Consider the following 24434-nt stretch of genomic DNA (forward strand, 5'->3'; position numbering starts at 1 on the left):
AAGTAAGCTTTTCAAATCTTTCACCCAATAGTTAGAACGATCAGACATTAGGATTCGAACCTGTTTTGAAAATCAACAAGGGTTAATCCCGCGAAATCACCACCTTTTCAATAAACGTTTCCTTTAGCGTCTTGATCCGGATGAAATAAACCCCATTCGGCAGATTCCCGAAATCGAGTTGTTGGTATTTGTAATCGACCGGAACGGCAACTTGCTTTCCGGCCGGGTCCATCACGCTGATTGCACTGATCTTTTCTTCCGTCAGGATATTGACCGCACTGCTGGCCGGATTCGGGTAAATGCTCAGTTTGCTGTCGATCTCCGAACAGTTCTGGAGGTATACCAGGTCGTGGATCGTTTGTTCGCCGTTGTAGTCCGTTTGCGACAAGCGGTAATACATGTCCCTTCCTGGATTAGAAGGATCGGTCCAGGAATAGTTTGTCAGCACGGTCGTCGAGCCGCTTCCGTCAACAATTGCTGCGGGCTGCCAGTTTTGGGCATCGACGCTGTTCTCAATGGTGAAATAATCATTGTTGTATTCACTGGCCGTTGTCCAGCGCAAGACCACTTCTTCCTGCTCACAATATGCCGAAAAGGCTACGAGTTCCACCGGCAATGGATTGGTAAGGGTGGAAGAGGACAGCGTGAAAGGCCCGAAACCCGTTACTGCCGCCGAAGAAACAACTGTTCCGGCTGCTGTGCTGCCTGTTGTTCCACCGTTTCCTTTGTCCGTCCACTGCGTACCGTCCCAGCGGGCAACTCGTAAATCAGCGGGTGCTGTCACTCCGCAGCTGCGGGTATCCCAACTCAGCGTTACCGGTACATTGGAAGAACCGGTCGTGCGGTCGAGCATCCAGTATTCGCATTCGGAAATGTGGTTCAGGGTTGCTTCCATACTCGAAGTGGAATACGTCGGGTTGGGCGATACCTGGAAGTATTCGGCCGTGAATATGTCCGTTACAACAGCCGGAGCACCAATAGCAATCGGAGCGTAAACAACGTTCTTTCCCGTAGGGAAGACAAAAGCCGTATTTCCGGTCTTGGCAACGGGGCCGGCAACAAAACTGGCATTGCTCGCACTGCTGACTGCTGAAGTACTGGTCATCGTCAAAAGATTGACAGCTGTCGTATTGAGGTATCCGTCCGTAAAAGTCAAGGTGCCTCTGACGTTCAGTGCCTGGGCAAGTGTTAGTCCCGGTGCGCTGCTGTTGTTGAGTCGCAGGTTATTCAAAGTCGTAATGCTGCTTCCGCCGAAAGTCTGAAGGCTGGAACCGGCAAGTGTAACGAGCGTTCCGGAATCAACAAGGGCGCCGTTATTGGTTACGTCTCCGTAAATCGTCACATTCGCGCCGGTAAACAGGCGCATATTGCCCGAATTGGTCAGCTGGGCATAGATGCTACCGGTACCTGCGAGAAATCCGATACAAATAAAAATGAACTGTTTCATAGCTCCCGGTTTTTATTGGATCGAAAGATTTAAAGTCTGCACGGTAACATCGGTAGTTGCTGTTTGATTTGCTACCCAAACTTCGATGTAATCACCGGGTGCGAGCGTTGCACGACAGGAAATGGGAACAGAAACCTGGTCTGTGCTGTTAACCACTTTGATATCCATCCGCGATTCGGGCAGAATTACTCCGTTTTTAGCAATGTAAAAGGAGAAAAAACGGTTGCTATTGGGTTGTGTAATACTCAGTGCCCCGGAAACATAGAAAGAACGTGTTTTGTTTCCGGCATAAGTCAATCTGTTATTGGTAGGACTTGTAACACGAAATAAATTCGTCGAAGTAGTAGTTCCCTGGACTTTTACAGGTGTACTGATCGCTGCAAATGTGGTTGCTGCAGGTGTGGAGATATACATATTTCCACCGGCAACGTCGTCCTTCTGCGTATTCAAACCGGTAGCTTCCACTTCCCAGGCGTTGGTAAACGTTCCCACCACATAAGTACCGGTACCCACAAACATGATCACCTTCGCAGATCCGGCATTGATACTCGTTATCCCACTGATGTCAAGCGCTTTGGCCGAGTTTGCGGAAGTAGTCAGCCGGTCACCTCCAAGTAGCTGTATCACGTTGAAAGTACCAACGAAACGTTCGTAAGTGTTCGAGTTGGAAGCATCCCAGAGTGTATTACTCATGACCACGTTATTGTCGTTTTGAAAGGTGATTCCATTGGTATTGGAGAAATAGGCATCTGTCGAAAAGAAAACCGTTCCGCCAACACCGGCGATGGTGCCCACACTGCTGCTTCCCAGGAAAAAACAGTTTTGGACAAGCATGTTTTGAGGTGTTCCCAAAGCGTCTATATTGAAAACACTTCCGGACGCTGCTGTCATAGTCAAGAAGCGGATATTACCGGTTTTGTTCCCCGTGAATAAAGCACCTGATCCGGTGTAAACCAGTTTGTCATTTCCCGAATCATCTCCTTTTAATGTACAACCGTTCAGGTTGATGGAACTTGAAAGTGTAATCGTCCCGTTGATTTCGTATTCGACTCCGGCTGCCAGCGTAATCACACCTGCAACAGGCGCCGGAAGATCTGCCGTGGATTTTACGAGTACGTAATTGTCGCGGGCTATGCGCAACATCACCCACCGGCTGGAATTCCAGTAATAATACCCGTTTGGAAGTGTACCACCGAAACTGTAGACCAATGTTCCTTCCGCAATCGTAGCGGTCATAGGAGCAGTGGCTGTGAGACTGTTCAATGCTACTCTCGGTGGTAAAAACCCTTTGTTGGTGCTCTCCAATTCGAGCATCGAATTGGCGTTAATCGTGTTGGGATTATCCCCGATCTTAACCTGTGCCGTCAGTTGGTTAACACACCCGGCAGCGAGAATAGTGAGAAGAAATAGTTTTTTTTTCATAACCTGTTGCTTAATTCTTTAATAATGAACCATTCATTACTTGTTCACTTACGCAAGCATAGTTAGTGGAAGAAGTGATAGTGTATTGTTAAGAAAGTTACAAAAGGAAACATTAAAAAACAAAAAAATGTTGCGATGGGCCACGATTTACAAATTCTCAGATGAAACAAATGGTTGAGGATAAATCTGATAAATATTTTCAAAAAAAAAGAGTCCTTAATCGGGACTCCTTCTTAATCTTATTAACCGGCTTCCTGGTCTTCCGGTTTGCCGTCAATCGGCGGATTCGTATTTGCTTTCTCAATTTCTTCTACCTGCTTGACAAATTCGGAAACTTTTAAATCCGTATAGACACCGTAAGCATCGGTCAGGGTTCCTTTTTCGCCTTTACTGGTTTCGATCACATACAAAATAGCATTGTCGGAAGGATCAGATTCTCCTTCAAAGCGGTAGAAATTAATGATCTTCACTTCTTCCGGTGTGTACATTTCATGTGTTTCCAGTGATTCCAATCCGTCTTTATGAGCTTTGAACTGGGTTACATACCCGTTTGCAGATAATTTTCGGGTGGTGGAAGAAAGCGTTTTCATGGAATCGTGATCGCTGCCTTCGCCTTTATCCGGTCTGTCCTTAAATTCATTGAAGTTGTCTGTTGTTTCCATTTTTTCGTCATTTAAACAATTAATAATGCAGATAACTATGAGGTTCGAGTGTCTTCTAAAGATAAGTCATTCAACCTCCCGGAAAAAGTCTTTTGTGATCATTTAGGATAATTTGGGACTTCCGGGGGAATCATAGTTTACGCCTGAAAAAAAGGATCCACCAAGCGATGAAAACCAGCTGGAAGAGCCCGTCAGCGAGATAAACCTTGCTGATTACTCCGCTCAGGCTGTAATAGAGGTCTATTGCAAAAAGCGCGGTCGCAGTACTTAACGATAAGAAAGTAACTCCCAGCGAATATTCACGAAGACGCAGATCAACAACAAAGGTAAGCGCTGCGCAAAGGATCAGTGCACCTACTGTTTTCACCAGCCACACATCTGTTTTATAACCCGAAACTTCCATGAAGCTGGTAATATGGACCAAAGGCCACAACCCCGTTAAGAAATAATACGCGGTTTGCAGCGTCAATAAAGACTTTCTTCCTGTGCGTTTCATCGATTCCAAGGTTTAACCTGCATTCGGATTATTTAAATGTGCTCTCACTTTCTCTGCAGAATTTCCTACAACCTGGATGGCTTCTGCAATATCGTTTTCAGAAACTCCCAGTTCTTTAGTCCAGTAGGCAACTTCCCACTCCTCGTTCAGATTAATGAAATTTCTGTCCGGGTTTCCGCGATCATTTAAATTGTCTGCCATCTCTAATCGGTTTATAATGAATACTTTTTCACCATGCAAAGATCTCCGGATAACTGGTGGAAACTGTTACAGAAATGGAGGAAAGTTTACATAATTCACACGATTTGCATCCGTTTTCCCGGATTTTACAAATGTTTTGGATTTTTGGATTTGGCCCGAAACGCTCCTATATTTAAGTATGGAGTTTGAAATAAATGCAGTACAGTGGATTGGGATCTGTTTGCTGATAACAGGTCTGGTGTTGAATACAGCGATCTTTATCTTTTCATATTACAAGATCGTGACGGTTATTCACGAACATCAGGAAAAGAAAGGTTACGAGAAAAAAAGCTTTCCCGTCATCCGGTTCATTTTCCGTTTTAGAAAAGTGTTGAAGGAACTCACGGAAGAGGAGGAGGAACAAAATTTTGAATTGATCATATCCTTTCTCAAATGGACCTTGCTGATCGCGGTGATCATGATCCTTCTCGGGCTCTTGTTATTCCTGATTGGTTTCTTCTTCTGACAACTTTTAAGTCCTGAAATCAGGCTATCCTTGGATCCTATGTCTTAAAAATTAAGATTATGGCAAAGTACAGTAAGAAAGCAGGCGAAAAAGTAGAAAAAGCGATGCACGAAATGAAGGAGGGAACATTGAAAAGCGGTTCCGGGAAAAAAGTAACCAGTAAAAAACAGGCCGTAGCCATCGGGCTCTCCGAAGCGCGGGAAGAAGGTGCGAAAGTGCCGAAGAAGAAGTAGCGAAGCTACTGAAGACTGAGGCTCCGTCTGGCAGAGACGGAAAAGCCGATGGAAAGCGAAGCTACTGAAGACTGAGGCTCCGTCTGGCAGAGACGGAAAGCCGATGGAAAGCGAAGCTACTGGGGGCTGAGGCTCCGTCTCGCAAAAAGGAAAAAGCCGAGGAAAATGAATGCATCTCCCGCTGATAGCGCAGGTTTTGGTTATAAATTAGTCTTTGATCAATGAAATTCTGTGCCGTCTGCGGGAGTTTTTTTGAGTAGATAGCCTGTAATAGCGCCAGCCCGCCACCGCTCCCATCAGTGAAAAGGCAGCCAGCATCCAGAATACCTGCTGATGTCCAGCTATTCCTTTGGACCCATCCAGCAAATAACCTATAACGGGACCGGCAAAAATATCCGGCGTATATCCGATCAGTGAAATCAATCCGACGGCTGTTCCGGTCAGTTCGATGGGTATTCTCCCTTTTTCCATGACTGCAAAATACAGGCAGCGGGCGGCATAAACGCCACAAGCTACAATCAGGATCGAAATCAGGAACAGGATGGTTGTGTGCGCCGAAACAAAGCCCATGGCAAAAAGTAAGGCGCCCGAAAAGGAGATCACGAAACTCACGAATAACAGTGTAGTCGTTTGCCAGCGGTCAGCCAGTATCCCGATAAGGACTCCCACAACCGGACGTATGAACAGCAGGAAAGTCCCCACTTTTGCTGAATCCACCGAATTGTATTTCATAACATCCTGCGCATACAGCGAAAAAACGTCTGTTATTTTATAGCCGACATAGGCGCAAAGAATGATGATCATCAGAAGCCACACTGCCGGCAGCCGGAGCACGCGCTTCACTTGTGAAAAAGTGATCTTGTCGACTTTGAGATCCGCTTCTGTTTTTTCGTCCAGTTTCATGAAAAACCAAACCAATATCCCAACCAGGATGATCATTCCTGAAGAAATCAGGATTACCTGCCTGAATGCTGCTTTACTTTCCGCAATACTGGCTTCGGAAACTTCCGTTCCCAGGAAGAAGGCAAAAACGACTACTCCCATCGTACCGAATAATGCCCCGACCAAGCCGCGGCCTCCGTCCAGGAATCCGAACGCTTTTCCCTGGGAAGTTGTTCCGCCCCAAACCCGCGTGGCTTTGATCATAGGTGCCCAGAACAGGAAAATAGTCGTAAATCCCCAATAGCCGTAAAGGATTTTCAGGACAGTAAAACCCGGGAATGCTGCATAGACAAAACCTCCCAAAGCGGTCATCCAAAGTGCTGTGGCAATCAGCTTGCGGGGAGCGAACCGGTCGGCGAGCGGCCCTCCCAGCAGGTAGGAAACCAGGGCAACGATCCCGTAAATCGAAAAGCAAATCCCCAACCGGAAATTATTCAGATCGAAAGCTTCCAGTACTATCGGCCGGAAAACCCGCGAAAGCACGAAAGGAAGAATGAATACCGATTCACCGGCTAGGATAAGCAAGAATAAAAAGTACCAGGGAGCCTTTTTCGGATTCATCTTTTTCAGGATTTTTGAATCCTAAACTTACGGATAATTGATTGAAAACGTAGGGGCGTAAAATTTTACGCCCCTACGTTTTCAATTGTGAGGTCTTGACTCACAATACTTTTTTTACTAATTTTCCCTCATGAGTTTTGATGCATCAGCTTTCCTGGTTGAGCAAAGTATTGCTGAGTTGGGAGTAGATCCGGGATTATGCCGCGGCGAAAAACCCGGACAATGGAATTTGACCTATAAAGGGTCTACCGTGTGGATTGATATTTTCAACTTTCCGCAAAATCCGGATAAATACTATTTCCAGGTAATGAGTCCTTTGGTAGCGGTTCCGGATCGCAACCAGGAATCTTTTTTCAAAAACTGCCTGGAGATCAATCATACCATGTACGGTTCGTGGATCAGTATTAAGAATGACTGGACCTATGTTTTGTGTTTGCGCGAAGCTGATAACCTGGATAAAAGCGAAATCGATGCAACGTTGGACCGGGTGGCGTTTTATTCGGCCGATTACCATGGTAAACTGACCTTCAAGTTCGAAGGAAGCTGGGATCCGAAACCCAATGACAAACCGGTAAATTTTAATTAATAAAAAGGGTAGGGGCGTAAATTTTACGCCCCTACAGTCTTTACAGCGGCACCATAATCTGCAAATTCATTCCTGTACCCAGTTCTTCATTCCAAAGTTGTTTGCCCCCGATAATCTCGATCCGTTTAATGATGTTCTGGATGCCAAGTCCCGAATTAACCGATTTCATCTCGAAGCCTCTTCCGTTGTCCCGGTATATGAAAAGCAGGTAATCGCTCGTTTTTTCAATAATAATAGTCACCTGCGTAGCCTCTGCATGCCGGATCGTGTTAACCAATAATTCCTGGAAGATCCGGATGAAAGAAGTGGCCTTCACCGGGTCGATTGGCGGAATATCTGCCGCAATGTCCAGTTCAATTGCGATGTTCCCCAATTCATGAATATAGGCAACCTGTTCCCGGAGTACTGTTTCGAAGGATTTGGAATGATCAACCTCGGAGGAAATCATGTGCGAAATATTCCGGCATAATTTGATGGCATCCTGCAGTTGATGCTGGATTTTTACCAGGAGTTCTTTTTTGCTTTCCTGCTGTACCTGTTCAATCAGGTAGCCAACCTGCATTTGTGTGATGGAAAGCATCGGGCCAAGATTGTCGTGTACTTCCCTGGAAATACTAGTGCGTTCACGTTCCTGTGCGGCAATGATCGATTCAATGGCTTCTGTTTCCCGCTTTCTCAACTGCCGGTAGAGCCTTGTAATCACATAATAAATCCCGACCCCGAAAGCGATGATCAGGAGTATAACAACAACGAGTATGATTACAATCAGATTATCCACGACGCCTCAAGGCAATACTTTCAGAAACGAATACAAATACAAACGAAAAATAAAACAGCAGCATATTGATGTTCTGTATCAGGAAAGAAGCAAAATTAACTGGATTACCTGATGAAATGTCAAACCAATGCACAGTAGAAAGAATACTCGCCAGCAGGGCAAAAATTAAAACCACCAGGCTGATTTTTAATTTTAATTTGAAATGATCTGTTTTGGAATGCATCAGCAAATCCGTCAAATGTAATAAGGCTATCAGGAAAAAAACACTGTTCAGGATCAAAGAGATACTGATGTTTGGAGCTCCGAACGGGTTAGCATATCCTTTAAAGATCAGGAAACCGATAAGAGTAGCATGTAAAGCAATATAGCTGTAACGCTTCCACCTACTGTGTGTATGCATGAACATAAAAGCGAACAAGGGAATTGGCCCGAATGTAAAGCAAATACTAAATGCAAGCCCGTTATCTATGTGATGTGAGGCAAGATAATAAAGAACAACCTGGTTAATAAGTATTAGCAGGAGAAAGAGCATCAGGAGATAAATACTGAAATTGAATTTCTTTTGGGTAGAAGATTTTCTCCATGCTTCCGGCAACTTGTTGGAAGATTTCTTCAACTGCACCAGGTAAATAACCGCCGAAATAATTCCCAGGGAATTCACAGCCATGTATATAGGAAATAGAAAGAGCACCTTGTTTTTTAATCTTAAGTTGCCCAAAGATAGGCAGAATTCAAAACCTGCCTATACTTAGTTCTAAGCATTTTTTAAGGGAAATAGGCATTCACAAACAACACAATTTTGGCCACACAATCATTCGATTGTTGCGTGTTCCAATTTCCGTGTCCGGCTCCCTGGTACATGGTTGCCTGGTTATAGACTCCATTTGCATTCAAGGCATCGTGCAAACGTGTCATTTGCGTAGAGGGAACGAGCGGATCCGAATCTCCGTAAAAAGAAATGGTTGGTGGAGAAGCCGGTGTTACATGAAGGGCCGGGCTCACAGCTTCAATTCCTGCCTGGTTTTGCGCACCTCCACTGATCAATGTCGGGTACACAGAGGCATAAACAGGATTGTTCAGGTAATTCGGATCGGTCATATCACTCGGGCCAACTGTGTTGCAAACTCCTTTTACATGATGGTTCGGATCGAATCCGTAAGCATAAAGCATGGAAAGATGTCCGCCGGCAGAAGCTCCGAATAGCAGGTACTGGGAAGAAACGCCATATTTCTCAAGACTTATTTCATTCAGCGCAGCCTGGATATCATCGATCTGTTTCGGGTAGGCAGGACTGGATTGAGTCGCCAAACGGTAATTGATATTAATGATCGCATGGTTCGGATAATAGGATTTCAGGGAATTCAATAAATAGGTGAAATCCGCTTTATCGCCGCCACCCCAGCCACCGCCATGGATCAGCACAAACACTTTCGTATTGGAATTCCGGTTTGCGGGCAGGTAAATGTCCATTTTTTGCTGGTTGTCCGTTCCGTAGGAAATATCCTGCAAATTATACTCCTGTGTTACTTCATAACCAGGTTCCGGATCCGGGTTTTTCTTTTTGCACGCAGCAGAGAAAAGAATCAGCAAACCAAACAGCGGTGCCACGAACTTTTTGGAGAAATTGAAAACCATCATAATGGAGACTTTGCTATTAAAAGTACTGTTTTTTATCCGGATTAAAAAACAAGTTTTCATGAAAAACCCCGGTTCGTCTGACAAACCGGGGTAAATTAATTGAGGTGTGTGGTTATTTTTTCGAGTGCTCGGGTATTTCTTTTAATCAGATTTCAAAAAAGTAAAGGATTGCCCCAAAGAAGCTTTTTATAACACATTTGAATTATTTTTAGCTCCGGAACAAAAGTAGAAAAACGGCAGGCGCGATAAAATGCTTACTTATAATCATTTTTTATTTGATCTTACAAACCGATCTTTGGCAAACTTTAAAACTCAGCGGTCAATGAAGAATCTGTAAATCGCTCAGTGTTAATCAGAACAACCCAATGACATTATTAATAGCAGACGATCATACGGTTTTCCGGGAAGGACTTTCTAATTTGCTGTTCCAAATGAAGGAAGTGAGACAGGTACTCGAAGCTTCTAACGGGGAAGAGGTACTTGAGCTCCTGAACATTCATAAAGTAGATCTGGTTCTGATGGATATTTCCATGCCGGTGAAAGGTGGAGTGGAAACCATTCGTGAAATGAAAAAAGGAAAGTTTGCAGAAGTTCCGGTAATCGCCTTAACCATGTTCAACCGGAGCACCGATATCCTTTCGTTGTACGACCTGGATGTGAATGGTTATTTATTGAAAGACAGCGCTATCAGTGAGGTCTGGAAGGCAATAGTGGAAGTGGGGAAAGGCGGTGAATATTACGCAGCTCCCGTCAAGGAAACATTGTTGAAAGCCTTGCAGGAACGGGAGAAACTGTCAGCGAACGTACAAAAGGAAGAATTGACCAACCGCGAGAAAGAAATTTTGGTGATGATCTGCCGCGAAATGAGTACCGAAGAAATAGCTCAAACACTTTTTGTATCTCCGCTCACAGTCAATAATCATCGAAGAAATATCCTGCTGAAAACCAAAGCGAAGAATGTGGCCGGCCTGGTTTTTTATGCCTTGAAGCACGGAATCTACAAAGAAGAATAAAGGTAGAAATAAGCGGAGTTCTGGCATTAATTTTGTTAATTAGCCTACTTTTTCGGGCTTATGAAACAGTGGTTACTTGTATGTAGCATATTTCCTTTTTTTACAGCTTTTTCCCAGTTTAATATTGGGGTTGGAGGAGCATATCAAATTGTCAATGCCGTTTCCACTTTCGGAAGAGAAGTCGTAACTGCTGCACAATATAAAAAACAGAAAAAAGAGCAACAGGCACATGAAGCGGAATATATGACTGCGATCCAAACCGCAGATTCCTTATTTGTTCAGGCGAAATACCGGGAGGCGATCGATCAATACAACCGCGCTCTGCAATTCCGGCAGGATGAATATGCCATCAATCAAATCGGCCGGTCAAATACCGAGCTCAATCGCCTCACCGAACAAAACTACGAACGGTTCCTGGATACTGCAGATGCGGCCTATACCGGTTTGAATTATGCGGAAGCAATCAAATATTATGAAAAAGCACTGGAACTAAAGAATGAGGAATACCCGAGAGCCAAAATCGAACGGGCAAAATCCCGACAGGAACTTTGGAAAACCGTTCACTTCAGCAGCGTGCTCATGTCGGATTCAAGCATGGCAGATCTTTCCTCGCAGGCATTTGTAAGTGATTCCTATTCGAATTTCATTCCTCCGGGACAATACCCTGTATTGAACGGTTTTTCCTGGGGAACCAACGATCAGACACCCAATGGGATCGCAATTCCGGCTCATGTCCGTTTCGTGATTTACAGCGAACCTTATCTGAAAGGAAAAGTACTGGTAGATGTCACCGGCCCGGCAATTATCAATAACAGCAGAATGAAAACTCAAATTACCTCCGTAACAGCACATTCAAAAACATTCAGTCCGGCGTTGCAGCAAATTTTCCCGCAGGCAGTAAGAAGCTGGAGCGCGAATGACATGAAAGAATGGTACAAGGGATCGATGGAGATCCAGGCCCTTCCTTCCGAATAGTTAATCTTTTCATGCTATGTGTTCGTATTAAAGGAAAAAAGATACCTTTAAACCAACTGAAACATGCATGAGAAAACTACTGGTTGTTTTTTTATTCCTCCGGCTGACTTCCTGGTCCCAGGATGTGGATTTGTCTGCTTCCGCGAACAACTACAGGTTTGACAGTCAGATCTGGGCGAAAGCAAAAGCAACGCTGCCGCTCAATAAGAAAACCGAGATCAGTGCACAGTACATTTCGCGGATTTACCTGGATGGAACAACCAATCCCGGGAGTTATTTCTACCTCTCCGGGAAACGCAGCCTCAAAAAATGGCTCGCTGCCGATTTTACGACCCGTTTTGTGATTGATCAGGGATACAATATGTACCGGTTGGAAGCAGGATTAAAAGTGAAGAAAAACGTCAAAGACTTTCAGTTTGCTTTTCGCACGGCAGGCTTCCTGGAAAACAGGACCATTGCCTTTACAAATGTTTTGTCGCGCTCAACCTACTACTTCTGGCGAAACCGGGTAGAAGCATCCTGGAGCCCGAAAAAGAAATGGGAATTCGGGGCCTCTTTTGAAACCTGGAACGTCTTCAACTACCGCTACAACGGAAAACTCGATAAGGCCTGCGTAACTGTCGATGCAGAATACAAACTCACCAAACACCATGCTTTAACGCTTGCCTACCAAAACCAGTTCGACATCCAAAAAGCCCATAAAACATCCCTGAACATGTATGTGCTTGGGTATGAGTATACCTTCAAACGGTTGAATGAGAAAAAGAAGAATCAGCACTAGCCGAAGTAAAGCTATAATCTGCTCGCCTTGACAAAGACCGGGATATCAATCTGGGTAATTCGGAAAAGAAACCTGCTCACAGCAGTTAGAGATAACAAACTTCTCCTTCTTCCGTGTTCTTCCGCGTCCATCTGCGGGCAATAAACAAGGGCCACCGCAGGTGGACAATAATTCTTATAAATCTGCGCGATCTGCGTGCTATTAAAATCTTCGATCGAAATCACTATACCATTATCGGCACGGAATTAGTAGATTTGAGAAAGAAACCTGAAATTATGCGTCATATATTCTTGTTAATCATATTCTTTACAGGCTCCATCCATTCATTCTTTGCCCAGGAAGCTGAAAAACTGAAAAAGTACCAGTCAACCGTTTCCAAACAAACCTATGCCAAAGGAGATACCATTGTTGTCGGCGAAAGCGGAAAGAACGTATTCAGTGCCAAAAAGAAATACATCGGGATCTTTGTCAAAGACAAGAAAAACGTATGCGGATACACCGAACTCGATTCCACGATTTCCGGTTCCAAATGCATCATAAAAAACATTTTGTCATACCAGGAACATTGCTCGTTCGATTTTAAGCATTCAGTCGTGTTCGAATTGCAGGGACCGAATAACAAAATCCTGTACATGCCGATCGAAAAAGCCTTGCAGGCAAAAGAACTCATCGTTTTCACCAAACCGCATTCCTGGAAAGGGATCGACTTCCTCGATGACCGGACAATCTTTTTACTGAACCTTGAATACAGCAAGGGGGCTTCTGTGGATAATGCTTTAAAATATTGCAAGTTGGCAGATCCTGCAAAAGGAAAGGCTTATGAATTCAATCAGGACGAGTTTGAAAAGGAAAAAAACGAATGGATCAAAAAACTGGATGCAGCCCGGAAACAGGTAAACCTGAAAGATACCTTCATTATCCGCGTTCCGGTTTACTTAAACAAATACCTCTTTGAAAAAGGAGAGTTCCAGGTCTTCGATAACCCCGATGCATACGGATCGAAACCATTGAAATACGCCAGCGACAGCAAAGTGCTTTTCGACAATTACAAAGCATTTTCAACCATTAAAGCAGCCAAACCCAATGCAGATTTCTTCCTGAACGTCAACACGGCAGATTACAACGGGAACCGGAAGGCTTACGGCGAGATCAAGGCAATCTGTACATCCATCACAAAAGATCCGACGGTAATGGTAACGGCAGATAATCCGGGAATCAACATCCTGCATTTCACCATCCTGGAAATTTCAGTAGTCGATTCTGAAAACCAGAACTACAATTATATCGGAACAAAGAAAAAATAAGTTTGCTTAGCAAATCAAAACATAAGCTAAAATGGAAAACAAAACTCCTGCATTAAACGCGCTTCCGAAGAAAGCCCGTATCCTGATCATCGTCGCTATTGTGGTACCTGCAATAGTTGCGTTCATCTTTACGGAAATGCAATGGTATCCCGCAACCATTATCATTGAAAAAATAAGCGATGAAAACGGCATGTTTCGAATGAAACACGCAATTCTGTTAAATATGGCGGCATTAATGCTTTGCGAACTGGCACTGATCCTTCCCATCCTGCTGATTAAAAAACTCTTCTTTAAGCCAAAAAGTAATCAGTCCCAATAGCAAAAAATAAAGCTTTGCGTTCTTATTTTCTTGCGGTAAAAAAACGAAGCTGCACCTCTTTGAATCCATCAATGCTTTATGTCTTTTGCGTCCGTAAACGGTTAAAAACAACGCAATTGCCAATCCTGCATAATCAAAAACGCTGCGTCCTTCCTTCTCTGCGGTAAAAAAAAGCGAAGCTGCACGTCCCTTGAGGTTAAAAACAGCAACGCAGTTGCCAACCTACGCCTTTCACCCCCATAAATCTTCTAAGAATAACCTCGTGAGCAGAGCGAAACTACAAATCATCTTCCCTGAAACACCGATAACCTAAATCTCCTCGTGTTCTGAAAGATATAGCTACGGAAAGTCTGCTTATGTCTCCGTGTCCCTTGAGGCTCCTCCTACATACTGCTCATAAGCCAGCTTAAACCGGTTCCGGATCCGGTTTCGTAAGATCTTCGGCTTCAGCACTTCGATACAAGGCCCGAATCCTAGTATCAACCGGTCGAACTCCATATTCAAATGAACCCGCAATTGAAAGATCACGGAGCCGTCTTCGAAAGTCTTTACAAGTGTTTGGGATTGATGGAGCGGTTTGGTAATAACGTAAGGAGCGTTTTCACGGTCAACCTTTAAGACCACGTCCATCAGCATCGAATCACCCAGAACCGTTACGCCATAAGTATCCTTATAGTACAGATCGCCGTCAAAGTCGTCATTGGAATAATCCAGGTCCAGGTCGTAATCAATTCCTGCAATACGATCCAGCGCAAACGTTACAATGCGCGAATGTCCTTCTTTTCGTCCCACAACGAACCAGCGGTTATTGAATTGCTTCAGGATATACGGATGAAAGTGTGTTTTTGTCGGCTCGTCGGCTTTGAAAGATTGATAATTCAGGATCAAACAAATCCGCTTCACGATGGCCTGGTAAATCGTATCGAAATGCTCCAAACCTTTCAATTGTTCATTCTTATCCAAATGAATAATGGCCAACTGATGGGTCTTTTCCACGTAAATGGTGTCCTCCAAACGCTGGATGACTCCGTTCAAATCTTGGAACAACGAAAAATTCTTGAACTGTTTCAGCATTTCTACCGATTCATTGAGGATCGTCATGTCATTTTCCGTCAGCGGAATATTCGTAATCGAATAATCGGGATCCGAGTAGCGGTAAAAACGTTTATCATACACTTCTATCGGGGCATTGTAACCCAGTTTGTCGCTGCGCATCAATTGAATGTCCAGCTGGGTGGTACGCAAACTCACGTTTACATCGCGTCCTTCGTATTCATAAAGTGCATCCGAACAGGCATCTACCAGGTCCTGGAGCGTCCATTGACGGTAGTTGTTCTGCAAACATTTGTCAATCGTCTTGTAGCGGATTAAAGCATTTTTATTTTGAGCCATAATATAATCTGAAAACAGGTGTTTACTAACCGCTGCGTCTATCTGCACAACGTAAATTCCGCGAAGCGAATCTGCGTGCTAAAGACCAGTTTACGCTTATAATTTGCGACGGGAGAAAACAAAATTAAAATTTATTTTTACCTACGCAAAATGATTGCGTAGTAGCTTCCAACCTTTGTTTCATCAAAATAAAAACAACACTACACCCCCTGGCGAATAGACGTCAGGGGTAAAAAACAAAAAAAGATGGAAAATTACAAAAACATATCCGGAGACACATTGATCGAATTGGGATACCGCCCTGGAAAATGGTTTAAAGAAGCCATTGAGTATATCAATGAAAACCAATTGACAGCAGAAGCAATGAACGAATATTTATTGCCTTATGTTTCACAGCCGGTCATTCCCTTGAATGAAGCAGGGGTTCCGTTCTCGGTAAACATCCGTGCGGAAGAAGAAGTAGAGATTTCAAATGTTGAAAGCGTGATTGCATCGATGAAAGAAATTGTAAAAACACCAACAGTAGTAGGTGGAGCAATCATGCCGGATGCTTGTCCGACAGGCCCTATCGGAACAATTCCGGTAGGTGGAGTGGTGGTGACAAAGAACGCAATCCACCCGGGAATGCATAGCGCGGATATTTGTTGTTCGGTGTTATTGACGGATTTCGGGAAAGTAAATCCGCAGGACGTATTGGATGCAGCACATTCCGTAACGCATTTCGGGCCGGGAGGAAGAGACCGGAATACACAGTTCCGTTTTCCATCAGATTTGCTGGAAGCATTTGAACAAAACGCTTTCTTAAAAGACCAGCAGATGATTGCTGCGGCAAGATCTCATTTGGGAACACAAGGCGATGGAAATCACTTCCTGTTCGTGGGAATTTCCAAAGCTACCGGGAATACGATGATGATTACGCACCACGGATCACGTGGAGTAGGAGCACGTCTGTACGATAAAGGAATGAAGATCGCGGAGCGTTTCAGAAAAGAGATCTCTCCGGATACCCTGAAGCAAAACGCATGGATTCCGTTTGAAACAGAAGAAGGTCAAACCTATTGGGACGCGTTGCAGGTCATCCGTTCCTGGACAAAAGCGAATCACGAAGTAATCCATAACGCAACAGCCGAAAAGCTGGGAGTGGAAGTACAAAACCGTTTCTGGAATGAACATAATTTCGTTTTCAAAAAAGGAGATTTGTTTTATCATGCAAAAGGTGCAACTCCATTGGATGCAGCATTTATGCCGGATATTACAGGTCCGCGTTTGATTCCGTTGAACATGTCTGAACCGGTTTTGATCGTGGAAGGCGAAACTACGGACTCCAATTTGGGATTTGCACCGCACGGAGCAGGAAGAAATTTGAGCAGAACGCAACACCGTAAATCAAAAGGTGAGCAGACTATAGAATCTATTTTCGCCGAGGAAACTGCCGGATTGGACGTTCGGTTCTTCTCGAAGGAAATCGATATCACCGAATTGCCATCTGCTTATAAGAATGCGACAACTGTGAGAAATCAGATGAATGAATTTGGTTTGGGAACAGTGATCGATGAGGTAATGCCTTACGGATGTATCATGGCCGGAGACTGGGAGAAAAATGCTCCGTGGAAACAGAAGAGACGTCGTAAATTGGAGCAACGACAAAATGAACAAATAAAATAATGACTTATATTTACCGCTGAAATGAATTCAAAAATGACATACAATTTCCAGGCTCAGCAGCTGATACTCCCGATTCTTCGTGGAGAAAAGGACTCGTTGTATGTGCTGTTTGGGAATGAATTCCGGTAAAAGAAAGCAAGATTAAATACAAATACAGGCGTCCAAATAAACTTTGGACGCTTTTTTTTTTGAATTTTTTTGAGGTAAAAATGAAACCGAAAAACGAAGAATAGAAATAAGCATTGATACACAAAGCAATTGAGAGACAGTCGGTTGCCCGAAAGGTGAAAATCTGCAGTATGCGGACAGGAATTCTATTGCCTGACAATTTGATTTAACTGATTGATAATCAATAAAATAAATTCAAAAATAATTTGGTAGATTCAAAAATAGTATTCAACTTTGCCTCACCGAAAAACAAGTTGTTGCGGGAATTAAAAATGAATAACATGAAACAAGTATTTATATCAATTATGCGACCGGCACTCTTTGGCCAACTCAATGTCCCGGCATTACTGCAGGATACTTGTGCAAGATTACAACACATACATGGAAGGTTTCGATGAAGCGGCTATAAGCTGAACATTCATTGAAGCATCTCCATCCGGGATGCTTTTTTTGTGCCTGGATTTTTAGAAAAATCTTCGTACTGAACATGCGAAAAGTTGCTTAACTGTCTCTTAAGTTCTTTTTAAGGAATCAGTACGATTTCTCCGGAGAGATAACGGTGGTTGGTTTATCCCGACGGTACCGTTGGGAAGGTCGTGGGTCCTTAGATCCTGACCACCAGCGTCAGGGTTCGAATCCCACTCTTCGGACTGGTTCAGAATGTGGAACAGAAAAAGAGAAGTTAATCTCTTTCTCGCTTCGCTACCGCTATAACTTTAGCGAACGCGGCCTCATTCTCATACTGATACTGTCCTGTAGTGTAATGGCAACACACAAGATTTTGGTTCTTGTACTAGAGGTTCGAATCCTTTTGGGGCAACAATACATATAAATCCGGAGAGATAACGGTGGTTTAGTTTACCCGTTTTGGAAACGGGAGGTCGTGGGTTCGAATCCCACTCTTCGGACTGGTTCAGAAGGAGGAACAGAAAAAAGGAAGTTAATCCTCTTTTCTCATTCTATTCTGAAAACGCGGGAATGGCGGAACGGTATACGCGCCTGATTTAGTATCAGGATTTTAAGGGTTCGAATCCCTTTTCCCGTACGAAAGATCAGTCACCTGAATCTTTTTTACAAAGAAAAATTTATCTACGCAAAATGATTGCGCAGATTCTTTTAACCTTTGTCATGTCAAAGAAAGAGAACAGATTAAATGCTCTGAATGCTGATAAAAACAAAAGTTCTGAATAAGAATTTCTTTTCATCATTCTTGCTCTCATGCTCTTTCTGAGATGCCCGGGTCAAAAAGAGGTTACTTCTGTTTTAATTGAACCTTAAAAGTTTACCTCTTTGATTACCCGGAAAACGAGATAGTAGCTCAGTTGGTAGAGCAATGGCTTTTTAGTTTTTAGATTACCGCTTAAACGGTCAATAGGAACTTACTACTTCTGTGGTTCCATGGGGCACGGGTTCGAATCCCGTCTATCTCACAATTAGGTCAAAGGATGCTTACTTCATTGGTTTAACGGTTCGAGTCCGTCTTTAGAAGCTTGCTGATTACCTAAGGAAACAGGTCAATTATTTCTTACTTCTGGTGCAAGCACCACGTGATTGGATAGAAATAAGATTACCGTTTTTTAATTAATACATATTACTATGAGAAAAGAACTGACAAAAGTAGCGTTGAGACACAACGCATTGTTCCTGGAAAATGCTTCGCAGGAGCAAAACCAGGGAAAAACCCTGAATGAAACAACCGTTGTCCTGGTGGCAAATTGCAATAAATTGGGATTCACTTTTTCGGAAAACTTGCTGGCGAAGGTTAATACCCTGACTCCAATGGCAAAATTGGAATTGCTGGAAGATCTGAAGGAAGCTGCCGGTGTCGGTAAAAACTGGATGCCTCTTGTGAAACAGTGGGATAACCCCACAGGAGAAGGTTTTTTAGACCATGTATTTACCTTCCTGGCGAATGTTTTCCAAAGCAAAAAAGGAACAAAACTGGCTTGCGGACATGTCATCCCGGAGGGAACTTTCCCGTTGGAACGATACAATGGTTGTCCTTACTGCGGAACACAATTCGAGACTTCCCTGGAGTTGGATCTGAAAGCTCCTGCAAAATTGAAAGTATTGGAATTGTGGGGTGAAAACGATTTGAAAAACCTGTTGCTGGATTTACTGAAATCACCGGTTGCTTTGGACGCTACACAAGCGGAAAGCCTGGAAATCCTGGTTGCGAATTTCGGGGTGACTGACTTTTCCGTAATCGGGATGAAAGAAACCCAGATGATCGTTATCGACGTGTATTGCGCGAAAGGAGAATCCGAGCAGGTTTCTGGCCTGTTCTCAACCCCGAACGATATCCTGCGCTATATCTGGTACAAGCATACGGGTTACCTGCAATTGGTGGAACCAAAAGTGATCCTGCGACGAAACGTAAGAAATACGCATATGTTGGGTAGAGCAATGGTTTCCGGTATCGAAAAACAGGAGAAAGAAAAACTGAAATTGAAGTTTTCGAGAACCGAATGCAAAATGTACGCGGAATGGCTGAACGGTTTGACGATGAATACCGAAGCGCAATGTGAAACCATGCACCCGAAAAGAGAAATCTGGGTACGTGTGATCCGTGCACTGCGATTGGCTGAATACAGCAAACGAAAAGGATTCGACCGTTTGAGAACCTTGCTGGATGTTTTCTACAACGAACGTTATGTAGTGTGGAACGGGGGAGTAAACCATTTCCGCTTGAAAATGGATGCGGAGGAAACATTCCGTTTGTTGAAACAGCGTCCGGGATTGTTTGCCAGATCTTTGTTTTCCAACATGCTTTATTTCGGAGCGGATGAAACGCTAGCAAATTTTAAGGAAGTCATGCACCAGGTTCCGGCCAGACTGATCTACAGCCTGAATATGTATGCGGAATATTACTTCGTGAAGAACAGTTCCAGAACAGTGAAACCTTTGGGTTCCGTTTCAAAACGTGTTCCGACCAACAAATTGCTGAACCTTTACTCAAACCTGGATTTGGAGCGAATGCAGCTGAAAATCGAGGAATTGAGCCTGGAAGTAATCACCAAACGTTTGGGAGAAGTACCAAACGGGAATAAGACGATGTACATCGATGATGCTTTGTTCCGGATTCCTTTGGCTATCGGAGACCGAAGCAATCATGTCCAGGATATGATGGTAACTCCGATGGGAACACGCTTCAAGGTGGAAGGTGAACAGGTGCGTTTGTTCATGCATTGGGGAGAAGGTCTTCCGGCGCAACACCTGGATATGGACTTGAGCTGCAGCGTTGTTTACGAGAAAGAAACAGACTATTGTTCGTTCTCGAACCTGAACACGATCGGGTGTAAGCATAGCGGCGACGTGAGAAATATCCCGGACAATGTAGGAGCAGTGGAATACATTGAACTGGACCTGGAAGAACTGGCTAAACGAGGCGCGAAATACGTGAGTTTCACTTGTAATGCTTACTCGAGAGGAAGCTTGTCTGTGAACATGAAAGTGGGATGGATGAACAGTGCATTCCCGATGGATATCCATTCCAACGGAGTGGCTTACAATCCGGGAGATGTGCAGCAGGAAGTCCGTATCAAACAAAGCCTGGATAAAGGAATGGTGTTTGGTTTGCTGGATATTGCCAACAAAGAGATCATCTGGATGGAAATGCCGTTTGGTGGACAGATCGTTCAAAATATGAATGCAGAAACCGTACTGAGCTTCCTGCGAAAGTTGGATGCAAAACTGAAAATCGGTGATGTACTCAACCTGAAAGCCGAAGTCCAGGGATTGGAACTGGTAACCGATCCTGCGCTGGCAGATGAAGTTTACGACTTGAACTGGGCCTCCAACACTGCGAAAGTAACAGGTTTACTTTTGGGATAAACAATCACACTTCCGGATTCCTATATTCAACTTTTATCGGAAGTGCCACGCCTCGGGATAATCCGGTCCTGGGGCTTTGTACTGTTTTACATGAACTTTTAAGTAAATAGAACTCTTCAGAAGGAACATAGCTAAATTAGATTCATTCCTATGTGTAATCTGGGTGATCTTCGGGAGAAAAACCAACTCTGCCGCAGGTAGAAACCTGGGCTGATCTGCATAATCTGCGAAACGTAAGTTCAGCTAAGCTAAAACGTGCAAAAGAGAAAGAGCTCACAGCAGGTAGAGATTAACTACTGCCATATTCTTCAGCGCTCCTCAGCGTCCCCCTGCGGGACATGATCAAGGAAGTTTTTTATTCCGCGTAAACTGCCGCATCAATGGCAATACCACCACCATCAAAATCGGCATGCAGAACATAATCCAGGTATTCTTGCTGGATGAAATTTCATCATCTTCCGTACACATGTAGTTGAAAAGAGCGGCTAATAAGATGAAGAATTCAATGATAAAAATAATGGACGAAGCCAAAACAATTCCCATGTTCTGGTTTAATAAATAGGAGAAGGGAGGGTAGAACAGGTATAACAGGATAATCACAACAACGAGGCAGATCAAACCGATCAGGAACCATAAATAAGATTCCCAGTTATTATCCGGACTATCACCCATGACAACAGGCCGTATGTCTTTGACGGAAAAATTACTCAAAGTGCCAATGTAGGAAGCCGTATCGCCGGTACTAAACTTTGCCAGGTAAAAATGGCTGTTAATCTGTGTAAACAAACTGAGATCCTGAATTTCCGAATAGCTGAAAGGATCGCCATTCACATAATAATCATCCATGATATTGGTCGGATCCAATAAGATCACATCATCTGCCATAAGGATCAACGCATACATGAAATCGTCACCGATTATATTGCGATCCTTCGGTTCATGAAAAAACAGTTTGAGCTTCATATTCCTGATTGACGGATATGTTGAAGCATCCATCACTCTGCGAATTGATTTTACGAATTGGGCCATCGCTCTTTTTTCCTTGAAATTGAAATCTGGAAAATATAAGCTGATCGTTTTGATTTTGGAACTGTCCGGTTGAAGTGCCGTGAATATGTATGAAATGGCCCGGATTACAGCTTCATCATTGGTGAGAAACCGATTGGTACGGGAAGCCCCGTTGAAACGAAAAAGAAGCCCGTCATTTAAATTTCCGGCCCCAGCATATTCTTTGTCCTGGAATCGTTTTATGAATTGAAGGTTTTCTCCCAGTGAAAATTCCTTGATCGAAATACTGTTGGATAATGCTCGCGGATAACGGTGGTTCCCAAAGTAATTGTAGAAGAGTTCTTTCCCGGAAACCTTGCTGAGATCCCGTAAAATACTGTCGAGGATTTTCTGGTTTTTGACCAGTTCGTTCAGCGTGATCTTTCCCTTGTAGTATTTTTTCAGGAAAGCATCCGCATTGGAGACATATACGGTGTCGTGAATGTAGATCGTGTCGAAATAAGGCTCAAAAAAGTAAGGATCTTCCAGTGCGGGAATATCCCAGGGAGCCACATAGGTTTGCCCGCGCTGTCCTTGCCCGGCCGACTGGAAAACGATGGTAAATACGAGCAACAATCCTGCAATATAATTCTTCATTCTAGTTCTTAATTAACAAGTTTTCCTTCCTTCTCCAATTCCTTTTTAATCGTGTTTTTCAGCATTTCCAGGTTCAGTTTGTTCGAATGCTTCGGGTCAAAGAGTTGCAAGGCACACGATTGCACCACGTTAAGCATGCTTCCTCCCGAGAGCTTGATAATGGCTGCTTCGCGCAACAGTTCTTCCGGGTTGTCATCCAGCCAATCCGAAGGAATCAATCGCTGCCACAGATCGTAGCGCAATTGCTGGTTCGGAACCGGGAAGTACAAAATGGATTGGAACCTGCGGAAAAAGGCTTCGTCCAGGTTGTCTTTGATGTTGGTAGCCAAAATCACCATTCCCGGGAAATCCTCAATGCGCTGCAGCAAATAAGCGACTTCCTGGTTGGCATGCCGGTCGTTGGAATCCGAGGTTTCCGTTCGCTTTCCGAATAAAGCATCGGCTTCGTCAAAAAACAGGATCCAGTTTTGATGTTCGGCGCGGTCGAAAATCTTTGCCAGGTTTTTTTCCGTTTCCCCGATGAACTTGGAAACAACCATCGACAAATCGATCCGGTAAACATCCATTCCGTGCTGTTTTCCCAATAGTGAAGCCGTCAGTGTTTTCCCGGTTCCCGGCGGGCCATGGAATAAACACCGATAACCGCTTTTCAGGAATTTATCCAGTTTCCACCGTTCCCGGATCGTACTTCCGTGTTCGAGCCATTGGGTAATTTGCTCCAGTTCTTCCTTCAAATTGTATGGAATAACCAGGTCTTCCCAGCTCAATTTGGTTTCCATGCGTCGTGCCGGAAAATCACTGCTGTAATCCGGACGGTAATTTCCATCGCGGAATACTTTTGCCAGGAATTCATCCGAAACACACAGTTTCCCGCTTAAATAAGGTTCTCCGGGACCCTGGCCTTCCAAACGGATTACATTTTCCTTATAAAACCAATGTTCCTGGTCAAACAGGTTTACCACTACTTTCCGTTTTTCCGGGGAATTCAAAGCAATCAGGAAAGCAAGCGTTTCACCGGTGGGTAAAAAACCGTTGTGCGAACTTCCTTTCCAACCACCGAATTCCGTATAGGGCCGGTCCAGGTTCTTATTCAAAATGAAGAACAGGTCCAGGCTCTGCGGGCTCACATGCGGCATTAACGCTAGCAATAAAGCTGTTTTTTCTTCCCAGCTGAGTTCTTTTCCCGTCCAGCCGGAGAGCTCCTCACTTTCCGGAAAAGGAATTTCTTCCAGCGATTGAAACTCATTTTCCTGCCCGAAATAAAGTGCCAGCGCCGTGTGAAGCAAGGTTTGAAAGTAGTGGATGAATGCCGTCATTCAGAAACTATTGATGGATTTGATTTGCTTTGGCGCCCATTACATCCGCTTCGTTTTCAAGACCCGGATCATCATTGATGCTGGCATTTTCCTTCAACTGTTTCGTTGGCCGGACACGTCCTTCTTTTTGCTGGACCACATGCCAGGCTTCATGCGGAAGGTGCTTTTCCTGTCCGGGTGCCACGTGGATATCCGTTCCCTGTGCAAAGGCATGTGCCTGAAGTGCCGCCGGTTGTGAAGAATTGTAATGCACTTTTACGTCATCCATGTTTTGCCCCGATAAATTTTCAACTCCTGATTTCAGGTTGTCGGGTAAGCCTGTCTTATTCTCTTTAAGCTGGGAAGGCTCTTCTTCCTCCTCAGCAGCCAGTTGAGCGGTTTCAAACTTTCCCTGAACAGGCTCTTCTTCTTCCATGGATGCCAGTTGTGCTGTTCCTTTTTTGTAAGCCTGAAGAATGGAACCTTCGTTTGCCTGGTTTTTAGCCTTTGCCTGAACAGAAGGACTGTTTACCTGTTTTGCGTTTGCATGTGTTTTCATAAGCGTTGTTTTTT

23 protein-coding genes and 4 tRNA genes are annotated in these 24434 nt (G+C 44.1%); 14 read left to right on the top strand and 13 right to left on the bottom strand.

Annotated features, from left to right (window positions below; genetic code table 11):
• Positions 1 to 82: 82 nt before the first annotated feature.
• From ABDW02_RS00760 to ABDW02_RS00780, 5 genes are all read right to left on the bottom strand, one after another.
• Entirely contained in the window at positions 83 to 1447 is a 1365-nt protein-coding gene (locus ABDW02_RS00760; protein ID WP_343631155.1) for a T9SS type A sorting domain-containing protein, read from the bottom strand.
• Between the two features lie 12 nt (positions 1448 to 1459).
• Entirely contained in the window at positions 1460 to 2869 is a 1410-nt protein-coding gene (locus ABDW02_RS00765; protein ID WP_343631157.1) for a hypothetical protein, read from the bottom strand.
• Positions 2870 to 3111: 242 nt separating this feature from the next.
• Positions 3112 to 3531, bottom strand: a complete 420-nt coding sequence (locus ABDW02_RS00770) for a hypothetical protein (RefSeq protein WP_343631159.1) — start codon at positions 3529 to 3531, stop codon at positions 3112 to 3114.
• Positions 3532 to 3661: 130 nt separating this feature from the next.
• Positions 3662 to 4027 carry a hypothetical protein gene (locus ABDW02_RS00775; protein WP_343631161.1) on the bottom strand — a complete coding sequence of 122 codons (366 nt, stop codon included), beginning with the start codon at positions 4025 to 4027 and terminating at the stop codon, positions 3662 to 3664.
• A gap of 12 nt (positions 4028 to 4039) precedes the next feature.
• Positions 4040 to 4228, bottom strand: a complete 189-nt coding sequence (locus ABDW02_RS00780; protein WP_343631163.1) for a DUF3606 domain-containing protein — start codon at positions 4226 to 4228, stop codon at positions 4040 to 4042.
• A 178-nt stretch (positions 4229 to 4406) separates the two neighbouring features.
• Here ABDW02_RS00780 and ABDW02_RS00785 point away from each other — a divergent pair, with 178 nt between their 5' ends.
• Positions 4407 to 4733 (top strand): hypothetical protein, encoded by a 327-nt coding sequence (locus ABDW02_RS00785; protein ID WP_343631166.1) that lies wholly within the window; start codon positions 4407 to 4409, stop codon positions 4731 to 4733.
• Positions 4734 to 4792: 59 nt separating this feature from the next.
• On the top strand, positions 4793 to 4966 hold the full coding sequence (locus ABDW02_RS00790; protein ID WP_343631167.1) for a DUF6496 domain-containing protein: 174 nt from the start codon (positions 4793 to 4795) through the stop codon (positions 4964 to 4966).
• Between the two features lie 207 nt (positions 4967 to 5173).
• On the opposite strand, the gene ABDW02_RS00795 is transcribed toward ABDW02_RS00790, so the two are convergent.
• Positions 5174 to 6469 carry an MFS transporter gene (locus tag ABDW02_RS00795; protein WP_343631168.1) on the bottom strand — a complete coding sequence of 432 codons (1296 nt, stop codon included), beginning with the start codon at positions 6467 to 6469 and terminating at the stop codon, positions 5174 to 5176.
• Between the two features lie 130 nt (positions 6470 to 6599).
• Here ABDW02_RS00795 and ABDW02_RS00800 point away from each other — a divergent pair, with 130 nt between their 5' ends.
• Positions 6600 to 7055, top strand: a complete 456-nt coding sequence (locus ABDW02_RS00800; RefSeq protein WP_343631169.1) for a YbjN domain-containing protein — start codon at positions 6600 to 6602, stop codon at positions 7053 to 7055.
• A 40-nt stretch (positions 7056 to 7095) separates the two neighbouring features.
• Here the strand turns inward: ABDW02_RS00800 and ABDW02_RS00805 are convergent, their stop codons facing one another.
• From ABDW02_RS00805 to ABDW02_RS00815, 3 genes are all read right to left on the bottom strand, one after another.
• The gene (locus ABDW02_RS00805) at positions 7096 to 7833 is read right to left on the bottom strand and encodes a histidine kinase (RefSeq protein ID WP_343631171.1); all 738 of its coding nucleotides are present in this window, start codon (positions 7831 to 7833) and stop codon (positions 7096 to 7098) included.
• Positions 7826 to 8500, bottom strand: coding sequence for a hypothetical protein (locus tag ABDW02_RS00810; RefSeq protein WP_343631173.1), 675 nt, complete (start codon positions 8498 to 8500; stop codon positions 7826 to 7828). The genes ABDW02_RS00805 and ABDW02_RS00810 overlap by 8 nt, the downstream gene beginning before the upstream one ends.
• Before the next feature lie 98 nt (positions 8501 to 8598).
• The gene (locus tag ABDW02_RS00815) at positions 8599 to 9471 is read right to left on the bottom strand and encodes an alpha/beta hydrolase (protein ID WP_343631175.1); all 873 of its coding nucleotides are present in this window, start codon (positions 9469 to 9471) and stop codon (positions 8599 to 8601) included.
• Positions 9472 to 9836: 365 nt separating this feature from the next.
• Between ABDW02_RS00815 and ABDW02_RS00820 the strand changes: the two genes are divergently transcribed.
• The 5 genes from ABDW02_RS00820 (at position 9837) to ABDW02_RS00840 (ending at position 13863) form a co-directional block, all read left to right on the top strand.
• Positions 9837 to 10484: a response regulator transcription factor gene (locus ABDW02_RS00820; RefSeq protein WP_343631177.1), complete on the top strand. Its 648-nt coding sequence runs from the start codon at positions 9837 to 9839 to the stop codon at positions 10482 to 10484.
• 60 nt (positions 10485 to 10544) lie between these two features.
• Complete coding sequence (locus ABDW02_RS00825) at positions 10545 to 11459, top strand: tetratricopeptide repeat protein (protein ID WP_343631179.1); 915 nt, start codon at positions 10545 to 10547, stop codon at positions 11457 to 11459.
• Between the two features lie 67 nt (positions 11460 to 11526).
• On the top strand, positions 11527 to 12240 hold the full coding sequence (locus tag ABDW02_RS00830; RefSeq protein WP_343631181.1) for a hypothetical protein: 714 nt from the start codon (positions 11527 to 11529) through the stop codon (positions 12238 to 12240).
• Positions 12241 to 12515: 275 nt separating this feature from the next.
• On the top strand, positions 12516 to 13544 hold the full coding sequence (locus tag ABDW02_RS00835; RefSeq protein ID WP_343631183.1) for a DUF4852 domain-containing protein: 1029 nt from the start codon (positions 12516 to 12518) through the stop codon (positions 13542 to 13544).
• A gap of 31 nt (positions 13545 to 13575) precedes the next feature.
• On the top strand, positions 13576 to 13863 hold the full coding sequence (locus ABDW02_RS00840; protein ID WP_343631185.1) for a hypothetical protein: 288 nt from the start codon (positions 13576 to 13578) through the stop codon (positions 13861 to 13863).
• A gap of 354 nt (positions 13864 to 14217) precedes the next feature.
• On the opposite strand, the gene ABDW02_RS00845 is transcribed toward ABDW02_RS00840, so the two are convergent.
• Entirely contained in the window at positions 14218 to 15255 is a 1038-nt protein-coding gene (locus ABDW02_RS00845; RefSeq protein ID WP_343631187.1) for a WYL domain-containing protein, read from the bottom strand.
• Positions 15256 to 15501: 246 nt separating this feature from the next.
• Here ABDW02_RS00845 and ABDW02_RS00850 point away from each other — a divergent pair, with 246 nt between their 5' ends.
• The 6 genes from ABDW02_RS00850 to ABDW02_RS00875 all read left to right on the top strand — a co-directional run bounded on the left by ABDW02_RS00850 (position 15502) and on the right by ABDW02_RS00875 (position 20922).
• Positions 15502 to 16920 (top strand): RtcB family protein, encoded by a 1419-nt coding sequence (locus ABDW02_RS00850; RefSeq protein ID WP_343631189.1) that lies wholly within the window; start codon positions 15502 to 15504, stop codon positions 16918 to 16920.
• Positions 16921 to 17837: 917 nt separating this feature from the next.
• Positions 17838 to 17908 (top strand) — tRNA-Gln (locus ABDW02_RS00855).
• Positions 17909 to 17922: 14 nt separating this feature from the next.
• Positions 17923 to 17996: transfer RNA gene (locus ABDW02_RS00860), tRNA-Pro, on the top strand.
• 64 nt (positions 17997 to 18060) lie between these two features.
• Positions 18061 to 18133, top strand: a tRNA-Leu gene (locus tag ABDW02_RS00865).
• Between the two features lie 262 nt (positions 18134 to 18395).
• Positions 18396 to 18518, top strand: a tRNA-OTHER gene (locus ABDW02_RS00870).
• 166 nt (positions 18519 to 18684) lie between these two features.
• On the top strand, positions 18685 to 20922 hold the full coding sequence (locus tag ABDW02_RS00875; protein WP_343631191.1) for a hypothetical protein: 2238 nt from the start codon (positions 18685 to 18687) through the stop codon (positions 20920 to 20922).
• A gap of 342 nt (positions 20923 to 21264) precedes the next feature.
• On the opposite strand, the gene ABDW02_RS00880 is transcribed toward ABDW02_RS00875, so the two are convergent.
• Genes ABDW02_RS00880 through ABDW02_RS00890 form a run of 3 tightly spaced genes read right to left on the bottom strand, consistent with a single transcriptional unit; the run spans position 21265 to position 24420 of the window.
• Entirely contained in the window at positions 21265 to 22566 is a 1302-nt protein-coding gene (locus ABDW02_RS00880) for a hypothetical protein (protein ID WP_343631193.1), read from the bottom strand.
• Between the two features lie 8 nt (positions 22567 to 22574).
• The gene (locus ABDW02_RS00885; RefSeq protein ID WP_343631195.1) at positions 22575 to 23882 is read right to left on the bottom strand and encodes an ATP-binding protein; all 1308 of its coding nucleotides are present in this window, start codon (positions 23880 to 23882) and stop codon (positions 22575 to 22577) included.
• A 7-nt stretch (positions 23883 to 23889) separates the two neighbouring features.
• Positions 23890 to 24420 carry a DUF4157 domain-containing protein gene (locus tag ABDW02_RS00890; RefSeq protein WP_343631197.1) on the bottom strand — a complete coding sequence of 177 codons (531 nt, stop codon included), beginning with the start codon at positions 24418 to 24420 and terminating at the stop codon, positions 23890 to 23892.
• Between the last annotated feature and the right edge of the window lie 14 nt (positions 24421 to 24434).

Source organism: Fluviicola sp., from assembly GCF_039596395.1.
Taxonomy (GTDB): domain Bacteria; phylum Bacteroidota; class Bacteroidia; order Flavobacteriales_D; family Crocinitomicaceae; genus Fluviicola.